Genomic DNA, 20,407 nt, shown 5'->3' on the forward strand with positions numbered 1-20,407 from the left:
GCCATGCTGACGCGCAAACAACAGGAACTGCTCCTGTTCATTCATGAGCGTATGAAGGAATCCGGCATTCCGCCGTCCTTCGACGAGATGAAGGACGCCCTGGACCTTGCCTCCAAGTCCGGCATCCATCGCCTCATCACGGCGCTGGAGGAACGCGGTTTCATCCGGCGCCTGCCCAACAGGGCGCGCGCATTGGAGGTCATCAAGCTGCCGGACGCCTATTCCCCGAGCCTGCAGCCCCGTCGCGGCTTTTCCCCCTCCGTCATCGAAGGCAGCCGTGGCAAGCAGCCCGCGCCCGCCGCCCCGCCTCAGCGCACGCCACAGGAAATGTCCTCGTCGGTCTCCGTGCCGGTCATGGGCCGCATCGCCGCCGGCGTGCCGATTTCCGCCATCCAGAACAACACGCACGAGATCACCGTCCCCGCCGAGATGATCGGTAGCGGCGACCACTATGCGCTCGAGGTCAAGGGCGATTCGATGATCGAGGCCGGCATTCTCGACGGCGACACGGTTATCATCCGCAATGCGAGCACCGCCAATCCGGGCGAGATCATCGTCGCGCTCGTCGACGACGAGGAAGCCACGCTGAAGCGCTTCCGCCGCAAGGGCGCCTCCATCGCGCTGGAAGCCGCCAACCCCGCCTACGAGACCCGGATCTTCGGGCCGGATCGCGTCAAGATCCAGGGCAAGCTCGTCGGGCTCATCCGCCGCTACCATTGATCGCCGGTTCGGCTTCGAACTGCCCGATGCGCCAGTCATAGGTGCGATGGCGCGACCAGGGCCGGTCGAGCGTTTCGACGGCCGGCAGGAAGGTTGCTTGCGATAGGGAAGCGTTTGCCATTCCGTCCGCGGGCATGATTTCCAGAGCGCCCGTCCGGCGCAGATGCCGGGCCGTCACCAGCCGGGCGCCCGAGCGGCACGTATCGATGCGCAGCGGAAACGGTACGACGACGAGGTCTGCGGCGTCGCAGGCCGTGCCGAGAAAGGCGCTGTCTTCCAGCGCCACGACGCGCCAGCCGCTCGGCGAGATGGCGGCGCAGAACGCCTTTGCCTCGCACACGAAGCCGCCGCGCTTCCCCGCAGTCTCGAAGGCTGCGGACAGGGCATCCTTAGCCTTCTGCCGATCAGCCTTGCGGCGGGGGCGTTTGCGCTCTCCTACGGCCGGCATTTCTTCCGTCGCCTCCTCCAGCGTCAGCCCTGCCGTCTTGCGCATGTCCGGTTTCACGAGATCGCCGAGCCGCAGGGCGCGGCGCCATTGGTCATAGATGAAATCCGGCGGCCGCGTGCGGTTCGTCGCAACCCTGTCGCCGCGCAGGACGGCGACGAGGCGGCCGTCCTCGGAGACCAGAACTTCCGGCCCAGCCCGGCCGCCCGGCCAGAAGGCGACGCCGAGCCCGAAGAGAACGAGCACCGTCCCGGCATGGCGCAGCCGCGTACGCAGCAGGCAGACCAGCCCGCCGCCGACGCCGATGAGGACGAATGCGAGCGGCGAAATGCGGCCGGTCACGATCTCGCCCTTCCACCCGGCGACCCACGTCGACAGGGCGATCATCCATTCGATGCCCTTGCCCATGATCTCAAAGGGGATGGCGTCGAGACCGAAGGGCATCAGCAGCACGGCGATCAGGCCGAACGGCATGACGATGACGCTGATGACGGGCATGGCGAGCAGGTTGCCTGCAAGCCCATAGGCGGGAATGCGGTGGAAGTGGCCGATGGAATAGATCAGCGTCGCAAAGCCGCCGATCAGCGAGGAGAGCAAAAGCCCGCCGAAGAACCGGCCCGCCGCGCCGCCGAAGAGCTGGAACGGCCCGCCCCGGCTCTCCGTCCGCACCGGCCGCTCCCGCCAGGCGGCATAGCCCGCGACAAGGCCGAGTGTTGCCGCATAGGACATCTGGAAGCCGGGATTGGTGACGGCCGACGGCGTCAGCAGCAGGATGAGGATAGCCGAAAGCGCCACGTTGCGCAGGCTGATGGCCGAGCGGCCGAAGAGCACGGCGATCAGCATGACGCAGATCATGATCCACGAGCGCACGGCCGAAATCGCCCCGCCCGAGACGAGGATATAGAGCGTCACCATGACGAGCGCGCCCGCGGCGGCGATCTTCTTCGACGGATACCGCTCGGCAAAGCCGGGGATCAGCGCCATCGCCATGCGCGCGCCGACGAGGAAGGTGCCAGCCGCGAGCACCATGTTGAGCCCCGAAATGGCGAGCACATGGGCAAGCCCTGCCTGCCTCAGCGCCTCCACCGTCTCCGCGCCGATCGCCCGCTGTTCCGCCGTCACCAGCGCGGCGGCGATCGCCCCGGCATCGCCACCGATACGGCCGCGAATATGCTCGGTAAGATTGTTTCGCCAGGTAGCGATCGTTTCGCGAATCCGCCCATCGAGCCCGGTATCCACGGAAGCGACGGTGCTCGGTGCACCGTAGAAATAGCCGATGGCGCCATTGCCGGCAAAATAGGCGTCGAAGGTGAAGTCGTTGAGGCCGGAAAGTGCCGGCCCGGAGGGCGGGCCGAGCCGGGCGCGGCCGCTGATGCCGTCGCCGATGGCGATCGGCGCATGCCGGCTGCGCGCAAGGAGCGTCACGATCCGCGGCGCACGCTTCAGGACCGGATCGCGCGTCGTCTCGAGTGCGATGCGATAGCGGATCGCCCCGCGCTCGTCGCTCTCGCGCGACAGGACGCGGCCGCTGATCTCGCTCGTCACCGGCGCATCTAGGATGACCGTGTCCAGCCTCGCACTTTCGAAAGCGGCGAGCAGCATGCCGACGGGAACGAGGAAGGCAGCAGCGGCGGTAAGCGCCGTCCAGTCCTCCCGATGCCGCAATCGCAGGGCCGGCCAGAGCGTCGCGCAGGCAAGCAGCGCGAGAGCAAGGAGCGACGGGTCGGATACGCCGGCGAACCAGAGGGCTGCGCCGATGCCGAGAAAAACGGGAACGAGGAGGAAGAAATGGCCATGCGCGCGCTCGGCAGCGAAGGCCGTCGCGATGGGCCATTCCGATACCGCCAGCCGAACGCGGCCCGCCGTCTGGAGAACTGCGGCAACGGACATCCTCCGGCTTGGTGTCTCGCGCAGCGGCGCCGGCAAGACGCCGTCGTCGGCCACCGCCCGGAAGGCATAGGCCTCGGGCACGTCCCTCCGCTCCCCGACATCCACCTTGGCCATGGCCCGGCCCCGCTTTCCCCATTCCATCATGCAATCGAACGGAGAAATCTGCAATCGGCAGTAGGCTCCAAAATTGCTAAGCCTGCCAGAAGGGATGCGCCCTCCATGATTTGAGGGACACTCTCAAAGGTTGCTTGCAAGTTCACGGAAACGGTAGATATTGCGTTGCCGGAACGTCCATTTCCGCACTGCACAATTTGCCTTTGGTATTGCTTGGCAGGGCATCGCAAATGGGTTAGCAAAACGAGCATGTTCACGGCCCGGCACAACTTCGTGCCGCCATTCGAAACAACGGAGGATCGTTATGACAGGAAACAGCGCGGATGTATCGTTCGGTGGCAAGACAGTCGAACTGCCGACGCGGTCTGGGACGATCGGCCCCGATGTGATCGACATCGGCACCCTCTACAAGAACACCGGTGCCTTCACCTACGACCCCGGCTTCACCTCCACCGCGTCGTGCGAATCGAAGATCACCTATATCGACGGCGACGAAGGCGTGTTGCTGCACCGCGGCTACCCCATCGAGCAGCTTGCCGAACACGGCGATTTCCTCGAAGTCTGCTACCTTCTGTTGTACGGCGAACTGCCGACCAAGACCCAGAAGGACGATTTCGACTATCGCGTCACGCACCACACCATGGTGCACGAGCAGATGTCGAAGTTCTTCACCGGCTTCCGTCGCGACGCCCACCCGATGGCCGTCATGTGCGGCGTCGTCGGCGCGCTCTCGGCCTTCTACCACGACTCGACCGACATCACCGATCCGCACCAGCGCATGGTCGCCTCGCTGCGCATGATCGCCAAGATGCCGACGATCGCCGCCATGGCCTACAAGTACCATATCGGCCAGCCCTTCGTTTACCCGAAGAACGACCTCGACTATGCGTCGAACTTCCTGCGCATGTGTTTTGCCGTTCCCTGTGAGGAATACACGGCGAACCCGGTGCTCTCGCGCGCCATGGACCGCATCTTCATCCTGCATGCCGACCATGAGCAGAACGCCTCGACCTCGACGGTCCGCCTCGCCGGCTCCTCGGGTGCCAACCCGTTCGCCTGCATCGCGGCCGGCATTGCCTGCCTCTGGGGCCCGGCCCATGGCGGCGCGAACGAAGCGGCCCTCAACATGCTCGCCGAAATCGGCTCGGTCGAGCGCATTCCGGAATATGTCGCCAAGGCCAAGGACAAGAACGATCCCTTCCGCCTGATGGGCTTCGGCCACCGCGTCTACAAGAACTACGATCCGCGCGCCCGCATCATGCAGAAGACGACGCACGAGGTTCTCGGCGAACTCGGCATCAAGGACGATCCGATGCTGGAAGTCGCCATGGAGCTCGAGCGCATCGCGCTGACGGACGAGTATTTCATCGAGAAGAAGCTCTATCCGAACATCGACTTCTACTCCGGCATCACGCTGAAGGCGCTGGGCTTCCCCACCACCATGTTCACCGTGCTCTTCGCGCTCGCCCGCACGGTCGGCTGGATCGCCCAGTGGAACGAGATGATCGAAGATCCGGAACAGCGCATCGGCCGTCCGCGCCAGCTCTATATCGGCGCACCGAAGCGCGATTACACGCCCGTCTCCAAGCGTTGATTCCAGCGCACCGAACAGAAGAAAGCCCGGTCAGTTTCGACCGGGCTTTTTCTTTGCGAGAAGATCGAGGACGACCATCGCCCCGGTCTCGCCCGGTGGCCGCTCGGTCTGCATGCGTGCGTTGACGAGGTCGTAGCCTTCCAGCATGGCGCGGCGGTGCGCGGTGTCCACCGAATGGCGCTCGAACCAGCGCGTGAGCGTCCCGGGCCGCACCTGCTCGTTGAGATATTCCGGCACCACGGCATAGTCGGCGATGAGGTTCGGGATCGCCGCCGTCCAGACCTTTATCTTCTTCACGAAGAAATTGGCGATCCAGTCGAAGCGGTAGGTCGAGACAACAGGCACGCGCGCCAGCGCAAGCTCCAGGATGACCGTGCCGGAAGCGGCGATCGCCGCATCGGCCTCGGCAAAGGCCTGCCACTTCGCCTCTGGGGTAACCGTGATATCGGGCTTTACCGGCCAATCCGCCGTCAGTTGCCGCACCAGCGCCTCCTGCCGCGGCACGGTGGGCAGGGCGAAGCGCATGCCGGGATGGCGCGCGGACAGTTCTTTCACCGTCTCGCCGAACACCGGCAGCAGCCGGTTGATCTCCGTGCTGCGCGAGCCGGGAAGCAGCAGGCAGAGGCGCTCGCTGGCATCGCGGTCCACGCGCGTGAGCCGGGCGGCGCGGATCCGCTGGATATCGGGATCGCCAATCAGCCTATGACCGACATAGGTGGTCGCGGGTCCTCCGAGACGCTCCATCGTTGCCGGCTCGAATGGCAGCAGCGCGAGAACATGATCGACATAGGCGCGCATGCGCGGCGCGCGCTCTTCTTTCCACGCCCAGACGCTGGGGCAGACATAGTTGACCACCGGCAGGTCCGGCAACGCCTTGCGCACCCGCCTTGCGACCCGGTGGGTGAAATCGGGGCTGTCGATGATCAGAAGCACGTCCGGACGCGCGGCGATCAGCGCATCCGCCGTCTGGCGGATCCGGCGAAGCAGCGACGGCAGGCGCTTCAGCACCTGGGAAATGCCCATGATGGAGAGTTCGGAGAAATCGAACAGGGATGTCAGCCCCTGCTTTTCCAGCGCCTCCCCGCCGACGCCGACGAGTTCGACATTGCCGGGATAGGCCGCACGCAACGCCGCGATGAGGTCACCACCGAGAAGGTCGCCGGAGACTTCGCCGGCAATGACGCCGATCCTGATCGTCCCGTCCGTCATTGTACGATCTCCGTTCTTTCCGGCACGATCCCCGTCACGAAAAGGCCGTGCGCATCCGCCTCGGCGACGAGCGCCCCGCGCTCCAGCACCAGCGAGCGACCGGCCTCGACGGCGATACCGGCAAGCCCGGCGGCCTCTGCCCGCCGCAGGGTTTCGAGGCCGATCGCCGGCAGGTCGGCCCGCAGATCCTGCCCGGGCTTGCAGAGCTTGACCAGCACGCCCCTGCGGCGCTGCGAGATGCGGCCGGCGGCGCGAAGCGCGGCGACACGCTCCAGCATCCCGTCGGTCCCTTCCGCGCCTTCGAGCGCCACCACGCGCCCGCCGACGGCGACAGCGCCCTGCCCCACGTCCAGCCGGCCGAGCGCCAGCGCGGCCGCGGAAGCAGCGGCAATATCGGCCTCAGCCGCCGTATCCGGCGTGACCACGCCGAGCGGCCCCTCGGTGCCGAGAAGGTCCGGCACGATTTCGTGTGCGCCGACGATGCGCACGCCCTCGGCCTCGATGAGCCGTATGACCATTTTCAGCACGGCGTCGTCACCGCCGCGAAGCAGCGTGCGCACGACCGCGGGGACGGCGAGCAGCGCCTTGAAGGGCGCATGGATGTCGCGCCATTCCGGCCGGCGGCGCACCCAGCCGGAAAGAACCGCGCGGCCGATGCCGTGCCGGCGGAAGGCGGCGCCGATGCCGGCATAATTTCCGATGGAGATGATCTCGTGGTCGAAGCCGGACCAGTCTTCGCCGGATTCGTTGCTGAGCGCGAGAATATAGGGGCTTTCGCCGCGTGCCCGGGCGGCATCGGCAACATAGCGCGGCAGCATGCCGCCGCCGGCGATGATGGCCAGCCGGTCGCGCAATTCGGGCCGGCTTTCCGCCATGGCGGTCAGCCCTTGCCCCGGTTGGGGGACGAGAGCGCCCGGTCGCTTTCGGCGGCGATGAAATCGAGGATCTGCATGACGGGAACGCTGTGCGCATAGTCCGCACGGATCGCCGCCGCATTGTTCCTGACCGAGCCCTCGCCCTCGAAGATCTGCTTGAAGGCGCGGCGGACCTCGTGGATCGCCGGCTTGTCCATGCCGGCGCGCGCCATGCCGACGACGTTGAGACCGCCGAGGATGCCGGGATTGCCGTTCAGCATGCCGTAGGGGATGACGTCGTAGGAAACCGCCGAGAGACCGCCGATGAAGGCCTGGCGGCCGATGCGGGTGAACTGGTGCACGGCCGAGCCGCCGCCGAGGATGACGCGGTCCTCGACCTTCACATGGCCGGCCAGCATGACATTGTTCGACATGACGATATGGTTGCCGAGGATGCAGTCATGCGCGACATGGGAATTGGCAAGGAAGAGGTTGTTGTCGCCGACGATGGTCTTGCCGCCGCCCTCGGTCGTGCCGGTGTTGACCGTCACGCCCTCGCGGAAGGTGCAGTTCTCGCCGACCGTCAGCGTCGTCTCGGCGCCGTCATGATGCAGGCTCTGCGGGTCGCCGCCGATGACGGCGTTGGCGAAGATGCGCGTGCCACGCCCGATGACGGTGCGGCCGGTGACCACCACATGCGTCAGAAGTTCCACGCCATCGTGGAGAACGACCTTGGGCCCGACATGGCAGAAGGGACCAACGACGACGTTCTCACCGATGACCGCGCCGTCCTCGATGACGGAAAGCGGGTGGATCTTCGCACTGGCGGCAATCATCTTCAGGCATCTTCCTTTTTCACGATCATCGCGCCGATATCAGCTTCGGCGGCAAGTTGCCCATCAACTTTTGCGTCGCAGTGAAACTTCCAGATATTGCCGCGCTGCTTCTGCTTCGTGACATGGAATTCCACCCGGTCGCCCGGCACGACGGGCTTGCGGAAGCGGGCATTGTCGATCGTCATGAAATAGACGAGGTTCGAGCCCGTGCCGGCCTTGCGCGCGCAGATCGCGCCCGCCGTCTGCGCCATGCCCTCGACGAGCAGGACGCCCGGCATGATCGGATGATCGGGGAAATGGCCCATGAAGTGCGGCTCGTTCACCGTCACGTTCTTGATGCCGATCGCCGATTGGTCCCCATCGATCTCGATGATCTTGTCGACCATCAGGAAAGGATAGCGGTGGGGAAGAAGCGTGAGGATTTCACGCAGGTCGGCTACACCAAGCGTCGCCTTGGTCTCTTCACTCATCATTGCCCCCTTTCTTCTGGGTTCGAGTACCGGAACGCATGACGATCTCCGCCATGTCGCGCAAGAAATCACGCATCGGCCGCGCGGGAATGCCGCCGTATTTTTCACCGGCCGGGATGTCCGACACCACGCCGCTCATCGCCGCGATCTGGACGCCGTCGCCGATGGTGATGTGGCCGTTGATGCCGGAAGCGCCGCCGATCATCACGCCGTCGCCGATCCGCGTGCTGCCGGCGATGCCGACGCCGCTGACGATGCCGCAATGGCGGCCGATCCGCACGTTGTGGCCGACCTGGACCTGGTTGTCGATCTTGGTCCCCTCGCCGATCACCGTGTCGTCCATCGTGCCGCGGTCGATCGTCGTGTTGGCGCCGATCTCGACATGGTCCTGGATGATGACACGGCCGATCTGCACGATCTTGATCATGCCCGGCTTGGGGCCCGGCGCATAACCGAAGCCGTCCTGGCCGATCCGCGCGCCGGGATGGATGATGACATTGTTGCCGATCAGCGCGTACTGCACCGTCGCCCCTGCCGAGATCGTGCAATCGCGGCCGATCCGCACATCCGCGCCGATGACGGCGCCGGGGCCGATATGGCTGCCCTCGCCGATCTCAGCGCCCTTGCCGATCACTGCCATGGGTTCCACCGTCACGCCCGGTTCCAGGCGCGCCTCGGGATCGACATAGGCGCCCGGCGCAATGGCGGACGTCGAAGTCATCACGTCGGGGCTCATGGCGGAGGAATGCAGCAAGGCACCGGCCTGGGCGAAGGCGGTATGCGGGCGCTTGGAAAGGAGTACGGAAATGTGCGCCGGCACGAGGGAGGCTAGCGACGGGTCGCAGAGGATCGCGGTGGCCGCGCTGGTGTCCAGCTCGGCGCGCATTTTTCGCGACAGGATGTAACAGAGATCGCCTTCCTTCGCCCGGTTGACGGGCGAAACGCTGCGCACGATGCGATCGGCATGCGCAGCATCGGCAAGTTCCGCCCCAAGCGCTACAGCCAGGTCACCCAGACGAATCCCGTCATGGGGCGGAAAAAACCAGTTATGCTCCATGGCACGGCTCCAGAACGTCTATGTTCTCGCAGTTCTGGACGAAATGCCTCAGAACTGGGTTGCGATGCCGAACTTGAAGCGCTGGACCTCGTCGAACGATTCCTTCTTGAAGGGAACCGCATAGTCGAACCGCAGCGGGCCGAACGGCGACGCCCAGATGATGCTGGCGCCGACGGAGGCGCGCAGGCTCATGTCCGTACCGACGACCTTGTCCGCGGCAACAACATTCACATCGTTGCCGTACAGTGTGCCGGCATCGACGAAGACGGCGCCACGGAAGCCCGAGTCGCGCGGCAGGATCGGCAGCGGGAACGACGCTTCGGCAGAAGCCGTGAAGTAGGTCGTGCCGCCGAGCGAGTCGCCCGTCGAGGTCGCGCGCGGACCGATGCCGCCGGACTCGAAGCCGCGGATTTCGGAAGCCTTCAGCGTGAACTGGTCGTAGACCTTCGTGTCGTCGCCCGTGCCCCACATATGGCCGCCGGCGACGGCGATCGAGCCGATCACGTCGGCATCTTCCATCAGCATATGGAAGTAACGCGCCTTGCCCGAGACCTTGTAGTAGTCGGAATCACCGCCGAGACCGGCAAATTCATGCGTGATCTGCGCGAAGATGCCTTCACGCGGCAGCTGGCGGTCGTCCAGCGTGTCGTAGGTCAGGCTCTGCGAAACGGCAGACCGGGTCCACGGACCGTCGGTGACGACGTGCTGGTAGGGCGATGCAAGCTGGCTGAGGTCGCTCGACGTGTAGTCAAGCTTCGCATAGCTGTAGCGGAACGTGGTCGACAGCTCTTCCGTGATCGGCGCCGTCACGCGCAGCGTGAAGCCCTTCGTATTGACGCTGTAGAAGTCTTCGCTCTCGTCTTCGTCGCTGAATATGTCGAAGCCGGCTGCCAGACGGTAGCCGAGGAAATACGGCTCCGTGAACGACAGGCTGTAATTGCGCGATTCGCCGCCACGGCCCGCGGAGACACGGATGTACTGGCCGCGGCCGAGGAAGTTCTTCTCCTCGATGGAGGCTTCGAGTTTGAAGCCGCCGCTGTTGCCGGTTTCATAGCCTGCGCCGATACCGAACGAACCGGTCGACTGATCCTGGACGTCGACGACCAGCACAACGCGGTCGGGCTGGCTGCCCGGCGCGGTCGTGATGTTGACCGACGAGAAGAAGCCAAGGGCTTCGAGGCGGCGCTTCGCACGCGCGATGACTTCCTGGTTGAAGGCGTCGCCTTCACCGATATCGAACTCGCGGCGGATGACGAAGTCGCGCGTGCGGGTGTTGCCGCGGATTTCGATACGTTCGACATAGGCGCGCTCGCCCTGGTCGACGAGATAGTCTACGGCGATCGTGCCATTGCCGAGGTCGCGGTTGCCGCGCGGCGTCACGCGGGCGAACGGGTAGCCCTTCGCGGCGACGCGCTGCGAAATCTCCGACATCGTCTCCTGGACGTCCTTCGCGCGGTAGACCTTGCCCGGACGGGATTCGATCAAGCCCTGCAGCTCTTCGGCATCGACGCCTTCGACAGTCGATTCCACGTTGACGTTGCCGAAGTCGTAGCGCTGACCTTCCTCCACCGTGAAGGTGACGACATATTCGTTCGAGGCTTCGTCAAGCACGGCTTCCGAGGAAATGACGCGGAAGTCGGCATAGCCGGAGTTGAAGTAGAACTGGCGCAGCGCCTCTTCGTCGGCGCGCAGCTTCTCTTCGCTATAGACATCCTTGCGGGTCAGGAACGAGAGGAAGTTCGACTTCTTGGTCATGATGACCGAACGCAGGCGGCTGTTGCTGTAAGCCTCGTTGCCGACGAAGTTGATCTGCGAAATCTTCGTGCGGTCGCCTTCGTCCACGACGAAGGCAAGGTTCACGCGGCCGTTGCCGAGCGGATAGGTCTGCGTGGTGACGGTGGCGTCGCTGCGGCCGATCGCGGCATAGGCATCGCGGATCGCCTGCTTGTCGGCCTCGATCGTCGTTTCGCTGTACGGGCCGAGCGAGCGCGAACGCAGCACGTTCTGCAGCTTGTCGTCCTTGATCTTGCGGTTGCCGTTGATGACGACTTCGTTGATCAGCTGGTTTTCATTGACGACGACGACGAGCGTGCCGCCGGAAACCGAGATCTTGACGTCCGAGAAGTAGCCAGTCGCATAAAGACGGCGCACGGACTCGTCGATGTCGGCATTGGAGAAGTTCTTGCCAGGCGCGATGGAGATATTGGCCTTGACCGTATCGGCGCTGACGCGATCGGCGCCGCGCACCTGGATGCTACGGATCACCGCAGCCTCGGCGCCCGTGGCGGAGACAAGCGTGGCAACCGAGCCGCCCGTGACAACCATACTCGCCGACAATGCAACGGCAGACACGGCGTTCAAAAAGTTTGAACCAGCTTTCATCTTCACTACTTACCTTCGTTTTATCGCCCGGCAGGCATGCCCGATTCCGAACACGTTTGCCGTTTTAACCGCTTTTGCCATCTAAGCAAGGTCACGTGTTAATTTCTGTTTACTTCAATTCAAACCGTGGCCTGAAGGCCACTACATGCTTTTCATTACGGTAAACAAACCCTTAGCGTGATTGCCTTCTGGTCTGCGGCTCCCCTTATCGAATTCTCGCCGGCTTTGCCGGCCTCTCAGCCGAGAAGCATGGATATGTCGTTCCAGGTCGCGAAGACCATCAGCATGAGCACCAGCGCCATGCCGATGCGAAATGCGATCTCCTGCGCCCCGGGGCCGACAGGCCTGCCTCGGATAGCCTCCACCGCATAGAACATCAAGTGGCCGCCATCAAGTACCGGAACCGGCATCAGGTTCAAAAGTCCAATGGAAACAGAGAGCACGGCGGCAAGCTGCAGCAATGCGGCAACACCTAGCGTCGCCATCTGGCCGGAAGCCTGAGCCACACGGATCGGTCCGCCGAGCTGATCGGCCTTCATCCGGCCCGTCACGAGGTTCGAAAGATAGTCGAACGTGCCCGTCACGATGTGCCAGCTCTGCAGCGCGCCCTGCCCCACGGCTTCCAGCGGTCCGTATTCGACCACACGGAAATTGCCGGTCTCCTGGTTGGTGACGATGCCGATCAGGCCGAGTTCGATCTTGTTGCCGAACTGGTCGGTGATCTCGGTGCGCTTGGGCACCATGGGAAGGTCGAGATCCGCACCGTCGCGGCGCACCGTCACGGTGATCGTCAGCTCCGGGCGCACGCTGACATAGCGGCGAACGTCGTCGAAGGTGGCGACCGGATTGCCGTCGAGGGCGACGAGGAGGTCGCCGGGGCGCACGCCCGCCGCTTCCGCCGCGCTGTCGGGGCGCACTTCCGCAACAATCGGATCGGCGACCTGCCGGCCGTAGATGGAGAACATCACGGCGAAGATGGCGATCGCGAGGATGAAGTTGGCGATGGGGCCGGCAGCGACGGTCACCGCCCTTTTCCACAGGGCCGCGCCGAGGAAGGTGCGCTTGCGCACCTCTTCCGGCAGGCTAGCGACGGAGTCATAGTCCGGAATGGAGGCCGGATCGTCGTCGCCGAGGAATTTCACATAGCCGCCGAGCGGAATGGCAGACAGCTTCCAGCGCGTTCCGTGCCGGTCGGTGAAGCCGAGCAGCTCCGGGCCGAATCCCACCGAAAAGGCCGTGATGCCGATGCCCGACCAGCGGCCGGCAAGGTAGTGGCCCATCTCGTGCACGAAGACGATCAGCGTCAGCACGAGCAGGAAAGGAACGATATAGCCCGTCAAGAAACCGACGGAGCCTGCCAGCATATCCATTCTTTACAATCCCCAGTCTTTCGGGATCACGGGCCGAAAAGGAACACGCCCGCAGGCGAATTCGCGGTACCCGATACGATCGCGTCGCCAAGCGCAATGAGGAACGCGGCGAAGCAGGCGAAAACAAGGCCGTCGACGCGATCCATGACGCCGCCGTGTCCCGGAATGAGGCGGCTCGAATCCTTGACGCCGAAACGGCGCTTGATGAAGGATTCGAAGAGATCGCCGATCTGGCTGAACACCGAGAGCACCAGCGCGATCAGCGGCACCCAGAGGCCGTTCAGCGAAAAGAACGCCATGTGCACCAGCGTGCCGGCGATGACGGCGGCGATCGTGCCGCCGATCGCGCCCGACCAGGTCTTGCCGGGCGAGATGGGCGGCGCCAGCTTCGGTCCGCCGATGGCGCGTCCGACGAAATAGGCAAGGATGTCCGTCGCCCAGACGACGGCGAAGATGAAGAGCATGGCGGCGAAACCATGGGCCGTGTCGCCGCGGATGGCGGCCAGCGAGATCACCGTAAGCCCGGAATAGACGATGCCGCCCGCAAGCCAGCCGCTCCCCTTCATCGCCAGCGCATAGACAATGCCGGCGGCGGTAGCGGCGAGGAGAACGGGCAGCGCGAGGTCGTCGAAGCCGAAGAGAACCAGCGCGGCGATGAGCGAGACCGACAGCCAGCCGAAGGCATTGCCGCGGAAATCCGTTTCGGGAAGCCGCGTAATCGTCGACCATTCGTAATAGACGAGCAAGGCGATGGCGGCGGCAAGCGCGCGGAAGGCGAGCCCGCCGAACCACGTCGCGGCAAGCACGACGACGGCCAGGACGATGCCGGACACGATGCGCAGGCGCAGTTCACTCTGCATCATGAACCCACCGCCAGCGTGGCCGCAGGCTGCAGACCGCCGAACCGGCGTTCGCGCATGGCATAGCGCGAAAGCGCGGACAGGAAGGTTTCGCGGGAAAAATCCGGCCAGAAATCGGGAATGAACATCAGTTCCGCATAGGCTGCCTGCCAGAGCAGGAAATTGGAGAGCCGTTCCTCGCCGCTGGTGCGGATGATGAGGTCGGGATCGGGAATGCCTGACGTATCCAGGCTGGCGCCGATGCGCTCCGGCGTGATGTCACCCGCATCGAGCCGGCCGGCGGCGACGTCGGCGGCCAGCGCGCGCATGGCGCGGGCGATCTCGTCGCGAGAGCCGTAGTTGAAGGCGATCACCAGCGTGATGCCGGTGTTCGCGCGCGTCGTGTCCTCGGCCTCCAGCAGCAGCGGCAGAATGTCACCGGAAAGGTTCTCCCGGTCGCCGATGACGCGGATGCGCACGTTCTGCTTGTGCAGCACGGCAAGGTCGCGCCGGATGAAGGTCTTCAGGAGACCCATCAGGTCCGACACTTCGCTCTCCGGCCGGTTCCAGTTTTCCGAAGAGAAGGCGAAGAGCGTGAGATAGGAGACGCCGCATTCGCCGGCGGTCCGCACCGCCTCGCGCACGGCCTCGACACCCTTGCGGTGCCCCATGGCGCGCGGCAGGCCGCGGGCGTTCGCCCAGCGTCCGTTGCCATCCATGATGATGGCGACGTGTGCCGGTACGGTGCTGGGCGAAAGCTGGTTCATGGGCAATCCGGAAAAGAGAAAGGAATGCAGGCGGCCGGAGCCTTAAACCTGCATGATTTCCTTTTCCTTGTCGGCAAGCAAGCGATCGACGTCCAAAATCGTCTCGTCGGTCATCTTCTGCACCCTTTCCGACTGGCTACGGGAGAGATCCTGCCCGATATCGCCATCCTTTTCGGCTTTCTTGAGGTCGTCCATGCCGTCGCGGCGGACGTGGCGGATCGCCACCTTCGCCTTCTCGGCATAGTCGTGGGCGACCTTGACGAGCGACTTGCGGCGCTCCTCGTTGAGCTCGGGCAGCGGAATGCGCAGGTTCTGGCCGTCGATGATCGGGTTGAGGCCGAGGTTCGATTCGCGGATGCCGCGCTCGACCGCGCCGACCATGCCCTTGTCCCAGACGGAGACCGACAGCATGCGGGGCTCGGGAACGGAAATGTTGGCGACCTGGTTCAGCGGCACGCGCGAACCGTAGGCTTCGACCTGCACCGGATCGAGCACGTTGGCCGAGGCGCGGCCGGTGCGCAGCGACGCGATGTCGTTCTTGAACGCGTTGATCGCGCCGTCCATGCGGCGCTTCAGTTCCTTCAGGTCAATACCTTCACTCATCGGAATACTCCCGTTTTCAGTCGTGGCCGCACGCAAGGCGCGTGCACGCCTCCAGAATCAGTTGTCGGTTACGATGGTACCGCGTCCGCCGCCGGTCAATATTTCGGCAAATCCGCCCTTTTCATGGATGGAGAAGACGATGATCGGGATGTGGTTTTCACGCGCCAGCGCGACGGCGGCGACGTCCATGACGGCAAGGCCCTTTTCGAGCACTGCGCTGTGCGTCAGGCGGTCGAACCGGGTGGCGGCCGGGTCTTTCTTCGGGTCGGCGGAATAGATGCCGTCGACCTGCGTACCCTTGAAGATCGCCTCCGCGCCCATTTCGGCGGCGCGTAGCGCTGCGGCCGAGTCGGTCGTGAAGAACGGGTTGCCCGTGCCGCCGGCGAAGATCACCACGCGGCCGAGCGACAGGTGATAGAGCGTCGCGCGCTGGGAAAAGCTTTCGCAGATCTCCGGCATGGCGATGGCCGAGAGGACGACGGTGTCGATGTCGAGCTTGCGTAGCGAGGTGGCGAGCGCCAGCGCGTTGATCACGGTCGCCAGCATGCCCATGTGGTCACCGGTCACCCGGTCGCCGCCCTTCGAGGCCACGGCGACGCCGCGGAAGATGTTGCCGCCGCCGACGACGACGCCGACCTCGACGCCGAGCGCGCGGGCTTCCGCGATGTCGGATGCGATGCGATCGGCGACGGCGACGTCGATGCCGAAGCCTTGCGATCCCATCAGCGCCTCGCCCGAGGCTTTCAGCAGAACACGTTTGTAGATTGGCTTGGCCGTCATGGTCGCTCCTGAACTTGCGCGCCTGCTCGCCCGATCCCGCAGCCGGGCAGAACCGGTAGCGGTCCTGCGAAGGGCAGCCCTCGCCGCAGATGAGATTTCGGGGCAGGCATTTCGGCAAGCCGGATACACGAAGGGCGCCGCGTTGTCACGCGGCGCCCTCACCTTTTCCCAATGGGGCCGTCTATTTCCCAAGAAGAATGGGAAAATCAGCCCTTGGCGACGGCTGCGACTTCGGCGGCGAAGTCGGTTTCTTCCTTTTCGACGCCTTCGCCGAGCAGGAGACGGGCCATGCCGACGACTTCGATCGGTGCGCCGACGGTCTTTTCAGCTTCCTTGACGGCAGCGCCGACCGTGAGGTCGGGGTTCATGACGAAGGCCTGCGACAGCAGGGCGACTTCCTCGAAGAACTTGCGCATGCGGCCTTCGACCATCTTCTCGATGATGGCTTCCGGCTTGCCGGAGGCGCGGGACTGCTCGATGAAGACATTGCGTTCGCGCTCTGCGACGGCGGCGTCGACTTCTTCGGCGCGGATGGCGAGCGGCGCGGTCGCGGCGACGTGCATGGCGACCTGGCGGCCGATCGTGTTCAGGGCTTCCTTGTCGCCGGTCGACTTGAGCGCGACGAGAACGCCGAGCTTGCCGAGGCGGTCAGCGGCAGCGTTGTGGATGTAGGTCGCCACGACGCCGTCTTCGACCGACAGCAGCACCGAGCGGCGCAGGTTCATGTTCTCGCCGATGGTGGCGACGGCGTCCTTGATCGTCTCGGTGACCGACTTGCCGGTCGCCGGATAGGTGGCCGCGCCAACGGCTTCGACGGTGCCGTCGGTGGTGAGCGCTACGTCTGCAACGCCGCGGACGATCGTCTGGAAGGCCTCGTTGCGGGCAACGAAGTCGGTTTCGGAGTTGACTTCGACGACGACAGCCTTGGTGCCGGCGCTGGCGACGCCGATCAGGCCTTCGGCTGCGGTGCGGCCCGACTTCTTGTCGGCCTTGGCGATGCCCTTGGCGCGCAGCCAGTCGATTGCCGCTTCGATGTCGCCGTTGTTTTCAGCCAGCGCCTTCTTGCAGTCCATCATGCCTGCGCCGGACTTTTCGCGCAGTTCCTTCACCAGTGCAGCGGTGATTTCAGCCATTGTGAGCCTCTTGTCGGTTCTTGTTGCGTGCCGCCGGAAAACCTCGGCGAACTCAAGGTTTTGGGAACGAATGTACCCGGAAATATGACAGGGTGATGAAAACCACCTCCGACCTGTCCGATCCGTCGGATCGTCAAAGACAAGGTCGTAAAACAAGCCGAGGCCAGGGATCGTCTCTCTGGCCTCGGTTGAACAGGAAAGCAGGAACGAAGGTTTCGTTCCGACCTTGGCCTTACGCTTCGGCTTCGAGAGCCGGCTCGACCGGAACTTCAGCCGACGCGCCGAGGTCACGGCCCGAGGCGCCCTGCTGGCGCGCGATGCCGTCGATGGCGGCGCGGGCGATCAGGTCGCAGTAGAGGGCGATGGCGCGCGAGGCGTCGTCGTTGCCGGGGATCGGGAAGTCGATCGGGTCCGGATCGCAGTTCGAGTCGATCACGGCGACGACCGGGATGCCAAGGCGCTTGGCTTCTTCGATCGCGATCGATTCCTTGTTGGTGTCGATGATGAACATCAGGTCCGGCGTGCCGCCCATGTCGCGGATACCGCCGAGGGCCTTGTCGAGCTTGGCGCGTTCGCGCTCGAGGTTCAGGCGTTCCTTCTTGGAGTAGCCCGAGCCTTCCGAAGCCAGGATCTCGTCGAGCTTGCGCAGGCGCTGGATCGAGTTGGAGATCGTCTTCCAGTTCGTCAGCATGCCGCCGAGCCAGCGGGCATTGACGTAGTACTGGGCCGAACGCTTGGCAGCGTCAGCGATGATGTCGGATGCCTGGCGCTTCGTGCCGACGAAGAGAACGCGGCCGCCGCCGGCGACCGTGTCGCTGACGACCTGAAGGGCGCGCGACAGCATCGGAACGGTCTGTGCCAGGTCGATGATGTGAACGTTGTTGCGGTCGCCGAAGATGTAGGGCTTCATCTTCGGGTTCCAGCGGTGGGTCTGGTGGCCGAAGTGAATGCCGGCTTCGAGGAGCTGGCGCATAGAGAAATCGGGCAATGCCATGCCTAGTTATCCTTTTCCGGTTGAACCTCCGCAAGGCAAACAGCATCCCGTCAGGAATGCCACCGGGCGGAACGGTCCGGATTTCTCCCGGACAATCCCATGCCTCACGTGTGGAATGGCTGCCCCTTAACCGCAGTTTCCCGGCAAATCAAGGGCAGCGGGATAAAAAACACGATCGAGCCGCGCTTACTTGCAGTCCTGCGCCTTGAACATCTCCAGCTTGGCGAGCTTGCCGCTCAGCACGAACTCGCCGTAGTCCATGGTGAGGTCGCGCGTGATGCCGTTTTCGTAGAGCTTGAAGGACATGCGGTAGACGGGCAGCGCGTCGCCCTCGCTCGTGTCGTTGTAATAGGCGATGGAGACAGGCCAGACGGCCTCGCTCGAGAAGCCGCCCGCCTTGTCGGCATCCGGGTCGCCTGCCTTCGGCGTTTCCTTCTTGCCGACGACGGCGGTCGTCATCAGCGTCTTGTCGCCCGAATCCGAGCCGTCGAAGATGCGCGATTCGAAGAAGCGCTCGCCCTTCTTGGCACGCGCGATAACCTCCAGCATGTGCTCGGTCGGGAAACGGCTTGCGGCAAGATCCACCTGCTTGGCATCGGGCGCGGTGAGGTCGACGCTGACGCCTTCCTTCTCCTCGCGCGCCGAGCCGCGCACTTCCTTGTCCAGCTTCTCGTCGGTGAAGGAGCGGGTGAGGAAGCGGAAGCTGCCGCTCTTCAGGTCCTCGTAGGTCGTCGTCTGCTGGTCGGTGAGGCGCGTCTCCTCGCCGGTGTTGATCTGCGTGACGAAGCGAAAGCTTACCGTATAGCCGTCGCAGGGGCTGCCGTTGAACTCGTAGACCATGCGGCCGTACATGCCGACGATGCCCGAGCGCTCGGTCGCATCCTTGAGCTGGAGGTCATAGACGGCGCGGTGCGGCGCAAGCCCGGTCGCCGGCGTGGCAAAGGCGCTTGTCGTGCCGCTGCCGGCGAAGCATGCCCCGGCCGCAAGAGCCGTGACAATGGCTGAACGAAACATCCGTTTCCTCCTGTTGAAGTCGGTCGCGATGTTATATGAACTCTTTCGGCAAAAGCGAGGCAATAACCACGCGATGCAACATTCATTTCGATATCGCGACGGCACGCCGCAGCGATACGTAAAACAGGCCAGCAACGGAGACTGCAATGTCCGCTGAAATCGAAAAACGCGTCAAGGAACTGGGCTACGACATTCCCGTGGCGGCGGCGCCCGCCGCCAATTACGTGCCCTTCGTCATCAGCGGCAACGTGCTTCACATCTCCGGCCAGCTGCCGATGCAGGACGGCAAGCTCGCCTTTACTGGCCATCTCGGCCGGAACGTCGATGTCGCCGGCGGCCAGAAGGCGGCGGAACTGTGCGCGCTCGGCCTGCTCGCCCAGGCCAAGGCCGCGCTCGGCGATCTCTCGCGCATCAGGCGCGTCATCAAGATCAACGGCTTCGTCGCCTCCACGCCCGATTTCGTCGAGCAGCACCTCGTCATCAACGGCGCGTCCAACTTCCTCGTCGGTGCGCTGGGCGAGGCCGGAAAGCATGCCCGCGCGGCCGTCGGCATGGCCTCGCTCCCGCTGAACGCCGCCGTCGAGATCGACGCCATCATGGAAATCGCCTGATGCACAAGTTCAACTGGCTGACCGAGAGGCCGATCGCCCATCGCGGCTATCACGACCTCAACCGGAACGTCTGGGAAAACACGCTCTCCGCCTTTGCCCGCGCGGTCGATGCGGGCTTTGCCATCGAATGCGACCTGCAATATGCCGCCGATGCCATCCCCGTCGTCTTCCATGACGACGACCTGAAGCGGCTCTGCGGCATCGAAGGGGACGTCCGCCAGCGCACCGCCGCCGAACTCGGGCTGCTGACCATCGGCGGCACGGCCGACAAGGTGCCGACGCTGCGCCAGCTCCTCGATCTGGTGAAGGGCCGCGTGCCGCTCGTGCTGGAGCTGAAGGGCCGCAAGGGTGACGACGACGGCTTCGCCATGGCCGTGCTCGACGCCATCGAGGACTATGACGGCCCCGTCGCGCTGATGAGCTTCGACCAGTGGCTGCTGAAGGACCTCAAGGAGATCGGCACCAGCCGCCCCGTCGGCCTGACGGCGGACGGCCCCCGCCCGGAGAATTTCGCCGTGCACGAGCAGGCGATGCAGCTCGGCCTCGACTTCATCTCCTATTATTACGGCCACCTGCCGAACGCCTTCGTCAGCCGGCAGCGCGACCTCGGCCGGCAGGTCATCACCTGGACCGTGCGCGACGACGAGGCACGCACGATCACGGCCAACAATGCGGACCAGATGACCTTCGAGGGTTTCGATCCGCGCGAAGCCCTGACGGCCTGA

General features: G+C 64.5%; 20 protein-coding genes. 5 read left to right on the plus strand and 15 right to left on the minus strand.

The genetic code is table 11. The annotated features are described in order from the left end of the window. Positions 1–3: 3 nt before the first annotated feature. Positions 4–720, plus strand: coding sequence for a transcriptional repressor LexA (lexA, locus tag Q9316_RS09155; RefSeq protein ID WP_306034868.1), 717 nt, complete (start codon positions 4–6; stop codon positions 718–720). Here the strand turns inward: lexA and Q9316_RS09160 are convergent. Beyond that, entirely contained in the window at positions 701–3,169 is a 2,469-nt protein-coding gene (locus Q9316_RS09160) for a ComEC/Rec2 family competence protein (RefSeq protein ID WP_306034869.1), read from the minus strand. The genes lexA and Q9316_RS09160 overlap by 20 nt on opposite strands. A 304-nt stretch (positions 3,170–3,473) precedes the next feature. On the opposite strand from Q9316_RS09160, the gene gltA reads away from it, so the two are divergent. Continuing rightward, complete coding sequence (gltA, locus tag Q9316_RS09165) at positions 3,474–4,763, plus strand: citrate synthase (protein ID WP_306034870.1); 1,290 nt, start codon at positions 3,474–3,476, stop codon at positions 4,761–4,763. A gap of 30 nt (positions 4,764–4,793) precedes the next feature. On the opposite strand, the gene lpxB is transcribed toward gltA, so the two are convergent. Genes lpxB through bamA form a run of 6 tightly spaced genes read right to left on the minus strand, consistent with a single transcriptional unit; the run spans position 4,794 to position 11,514 of the window. Next, a complete protein-coding gene (gene lpxB, locus Q9316_RS09170; protein WP_306034871.1) occupies positions 4,794–5,972 on the minus strand; it encodes a lipid-A-disaccharide synthase in 1,179 nt (392 codons plus the stop codon). Next, a complete protein-coding gene (locus Q9316_RS09175; RefSeq protein ID WP_306034872.1) occupies positions 5,969–6,847 on the minus strand; it encodes an LpxI family protein in 879 nt (292 codons plus the stop codon). Before Q9316_RS09175 ends, lpxB begins: the two co-directional genes overlap by 4 nt. A gap of 5 nt (positions 6,848–6,852) precedes the next feature. Then, on the minus strand, positions 6,853–7,668 hold the full coding sequence (lpxA, locus tag Q9316_RS09180) for an acyl-ACP--UDP-N-acetylglucosamine O-acyltransferase (RefSeq protein WP_306035257.1): 816 nt from the start codon (positions 7,666–7,668) through the stop codon (positions 6,853–6,855). After that, on the minus strand, positions 7,665–8,132 hold the full coding sequence (fabZ, locus tag Q9316_RS09185; protein ID WP_306034873.1) for a 3-hydroxyacyl-ACP dehydratase FabZ: 468 nt from the start codon (positions 8,130–8,132) through the stop codon (positions 7,665–7,667). Before fabZ ends, lpxA begins: the two co-directional genes overlap by 4 nt. Beyond that, complete coding sequence (gene lpxD, locus Q9316_RS09190; RefSeq protein WP_306034874.1) at positions 8,125–9,189, minus strand: UDP-3-O-(3-hydroxymyristoyl)glucosamine N-acyltransferase; 1,065 nt, start codon at positions 9,187–9,189, stop codon at positions 8,125–8,127. Before lpxD ends, fabZ begins: the two co-directional genes overlap by 8 nt. Positions 9,190–9,237: 48 nt before the next feature. Next, entirely contained in the window at positions 9,238–11,514 is a 2,277-nt protein-coding gene (bamA, locus tag Q9316_RS09195) for an outer membrane protein assembly factor BamA (RefSeq protein WP_306034875.1), read from the minus strand. Between bamA and Q9316_RS09200 the strand changes: the two genes are divergently transcribed. Continuing rightward, a complete protein-coding gene (locus tag Q9316_RS09200) occupies positions 11,486–11,656 on the plus strand; it encodes a hypothetical protein (protein ID WP_306035392.1) in 171 nt (56 codons plus the stop codon). The two genes, bamA and Q9316_RS09200, sit on opposite strands and share 29 nt — an antisense overlap. 151 nt (positions 11,657–11,807) lie before the next feature. On the opposite strand, the gene rseP is transcribed toward Q9316_RS09200, so the two are convergent. The 8 genes from rseP to Q9316_RS09240 form a co-directional block, all read right to left on the minus strand. Beyond that, positions 11,808–12,935, minus strand: coding sequence for an RIP metalloprotease RseP (gene rseP, locus Q9316_RS09205; protein ID WP_371877996.1), 1,128 nt, complete (start codon positions 12,933–12,935; stop codon positions 11,808–11,810). A gap of 32 nt (positions 12,936–12,967) precedes the next feature. Then, a complete protein-coding gene (locus Q9316_RS09210; RefSeq protein WP_306035258.1) occupies positions 12,968–13,801 on the minus strand; it encodes a phosphatidate cytidylyltransferase in 834 nt (277 codons plus the stop codon). Then, positions 13,801–14,547 (minus strand): isoprenyl transferase, encoded by a 747-nt coding sequence (locus Q9316_RS09215; RefSeq protein WP_306034877.1) that lies wholly within the window; start codon positions 14,545–14,547, stop codon positions 13,801–13,803. Before Q9316_RS09215 ends, Q9316_RS09210 begins: the two co-directional genes overlap by 1 nt. A gap of 42 nt (positions 14,548–14,589) precedes the next feature. Next, positions 14,590–15,150: a ribosome recycling factor gene (gene frr / locus Q9316_RS09220; protein ID WP_184141793.1), complete on the minus strand. Its 561-nt coding sequence runs from the start codon at positions 15,148–15,150 to the stop codon at positions 14,590–14,592. Between the two features lie 57 nt (positions 15,151–15,207). Beyond that, on the minus strand, positions 15,208–15,930 hold the full coding sequence (gene pyrH, locus Q9316_RS09225) for a UMP kinase (protein ID WP_306034878.1): 723 nt from the start codon (positions 15,928–15,930) through the stop codon (positions 15,208–15,210). Positions 15,931–16,136: 206 nt separating this feature from the next. Next, positions 16,137–17,063, minus strand: a complete 927-nt coding sequence (gene tsf / locus Q9316_RS09230; protein ID WP_306034879.1) for a translation elongation factor Ts — start codon at positions 17,061–17,063, stop codon at positions 16,137–16,139. 232 nt (positions 17,064–17,295) lie between these two features. After that, positions 17,296–18,057 carry a 30S ribosomal protein S2 gene (rpsB, locus tag Q9316_RS09235; RefSeq protein WP_306034880.1) on the minus strand — a complete coding sequence of 254 codons (762 nt, stop codon included), beginning with the start codon at positions 18,055–18,057 and terminating at the stop codon, positions 17,296–17,298. A gap of 186 nt (positions 18,058–18,243) precedes the next feature. Next, on the minus strand, positions 18,244–19,071 hold the full coding sequence (locus tag Q9316_RS09240; RefSeq protein WP_306034881.1) for a cell envelope integrity EipB family protein: 828 nt from the start codon (positions 19,069–19,071) through the stop codon (positions 18,244–18,246). 146 nt (positions 19,072–19,217) lie between these two features. On the opposite strand from Q9316_RS09240, the gene Q9316_RS09245 reads away from it, so the two are divergent. Then, positions 19,218–19,682, plus strand: a complete 465-nt coding sequence (locus tag Q9316_RS09245; protein ID WP_306034882.1) for a RidA family protein — start codon at positions 19,218–19,220, stop codon at positions 19,680–19,682. Beyond that, positions 19,682–20,407, plus strand: coding sequence for a glycerophosphodiester phosphodiesterase (locus Q9316_RS09250; RefSeq protein ID WP_306034883.1), 726 nt, complete (start codon positions 19,682–19,684; stop codon positions 20,405–20,407). Before Q9316_RS09245 ends, Q9316_RS09250 begins: the two co-directional genes overlap by 1 nt.

It is taken from the genome of Shinella zoogloeoides (assembly GCF_030733845.1).
GTDB classification, from domain to species: domain Bacteria; phylum Pseudomonadota; class Alphaproteobacteria; order Rhizobiales; family Rhizobiaceae; genus Shinella; species Shinella zoogloeoides_C.

Bases quoted from the DNA above. Each gene is read 5' to 3' on its own strand.
- lexA (WP_306034868.1), top strand. From the start codon at position 4: ATGCTGACGCGCAAACAACAGGAACTGCTCCTGTTCATTCATGAGCGT.
- Q9316_RS09160 (WP_306034869.1), bottom strand. From the start codon at position 3,169: ATGGCCAAGGTGGATGTCGGGGAGCGGAGGGACGTGCCCGAGGCCTAT.
- gltA (WP_306034870.1), top strand. From the start codon at position 3,474: ATGACAGGAAACAGCGCGGATGTATCGTTCGGTGGCAAGACAGTCGAA.
- lpxB (WP_306034871.1), bottom strand. From the start codon at position 5,972: ATGACGGACGGGACGATCAGGATCGGCGTCATTGCCGGCGAAGTCTCC.
- Q9316_RS09175 (WP_306034872.1), bottom strand. From the start codon at position 6,847: ATGGCGGAAAGCCGGCCCGAATTGCGCGACCGGCTGGCCATCATCGCC.
- fabZ (WP_306034873.1), bottom strand. From the start codon at position 8,132: ATGAGTGAAGAGACCAAGGCGACGCTTGGTGTAGCCGACCTGCGTGAA.
- lpxD (WP_306034874.1), bottom strand. From the start codon at position 9,189: ATGGAGCATAACTGGTTTTTTCCGCCCCATGACGGGATTCGTCTGGGT.
- bamA (WP_306034875.1), bottom strand. From the start codon at position 11,514: ATGGTTGTCACGGGCGGCTCGGTTGCCACGCTTGTCTCCGCCACGGGC.
- rseP (WP_371877996.1), bottom strand. From the start codon at position 12,935: ATGCTGGCAGGCTCCGTCGGTTTCTTGACGGGCTATATCGTTCCTTTC.
- Q9316_RS09210 (WP_306035258.1), bottom strand. From the start codon at position 13,801: ATGCAGAGTGAACTGCGCCTGCGCATCGTGTCCGGCATCGTCCTGGCC.
- Q9316_RS09215 (WP_306034877.1), bottom strand. From the start codon at position 14,547: ATGAACCAGCTTTCGCCCAGCACCGTACCGGCACACGTCGCCATCATC.
- frr (WP_184141793.1), bottom strand. From the start codon at position 15,150: ATGAGTGAAGGTATTGACCTGAAGGAACTGAAGCGCCGCATGGACGGC.
- pyrH (WP_306034878.1), bottom strand. From the start codon at position 15,930: ATGACGGCCAAGCCAATCTACAAACGTGTTCTGCTGAAAGCCTCGGGC.
- tsf (WP_306034879.1), bottom strand. From the start codon at position 17,063: ATGGCTGAAATCACCGCTGCACTGGTGAAGGAACTGCGCGAAAAGTCC.
- rpsB (WP_306034880.1), bottom strand. From the start codon at position 18,057: ATGGCATTGCCCGATTTCTCTATGCGCCAGCTCCTCGAAGCCGGCATT.
- Q9316_RS09240 (WP_306034881.1), bottom strand. From the start codon at position 19,071: ATGTTTCGTTCAGCCATTGTCACGGCTCTTGCGGCCGGGGCATGCTTC.
- Q9316_RS09245 (WP_306034882.1), top strand. From the start codon at position 19,218: ATGTCCGCTGAAATCGAAAAACGCGTCAAGGAACTGGGCTACGACATT.
- Q9316_RS09250 (WP_306034883.1), top strand. From the start codon at position 19,682: ATGCACAAGTTCAACTGGCTGACCGAGAGGCCGATCGCCCATCGCGGC.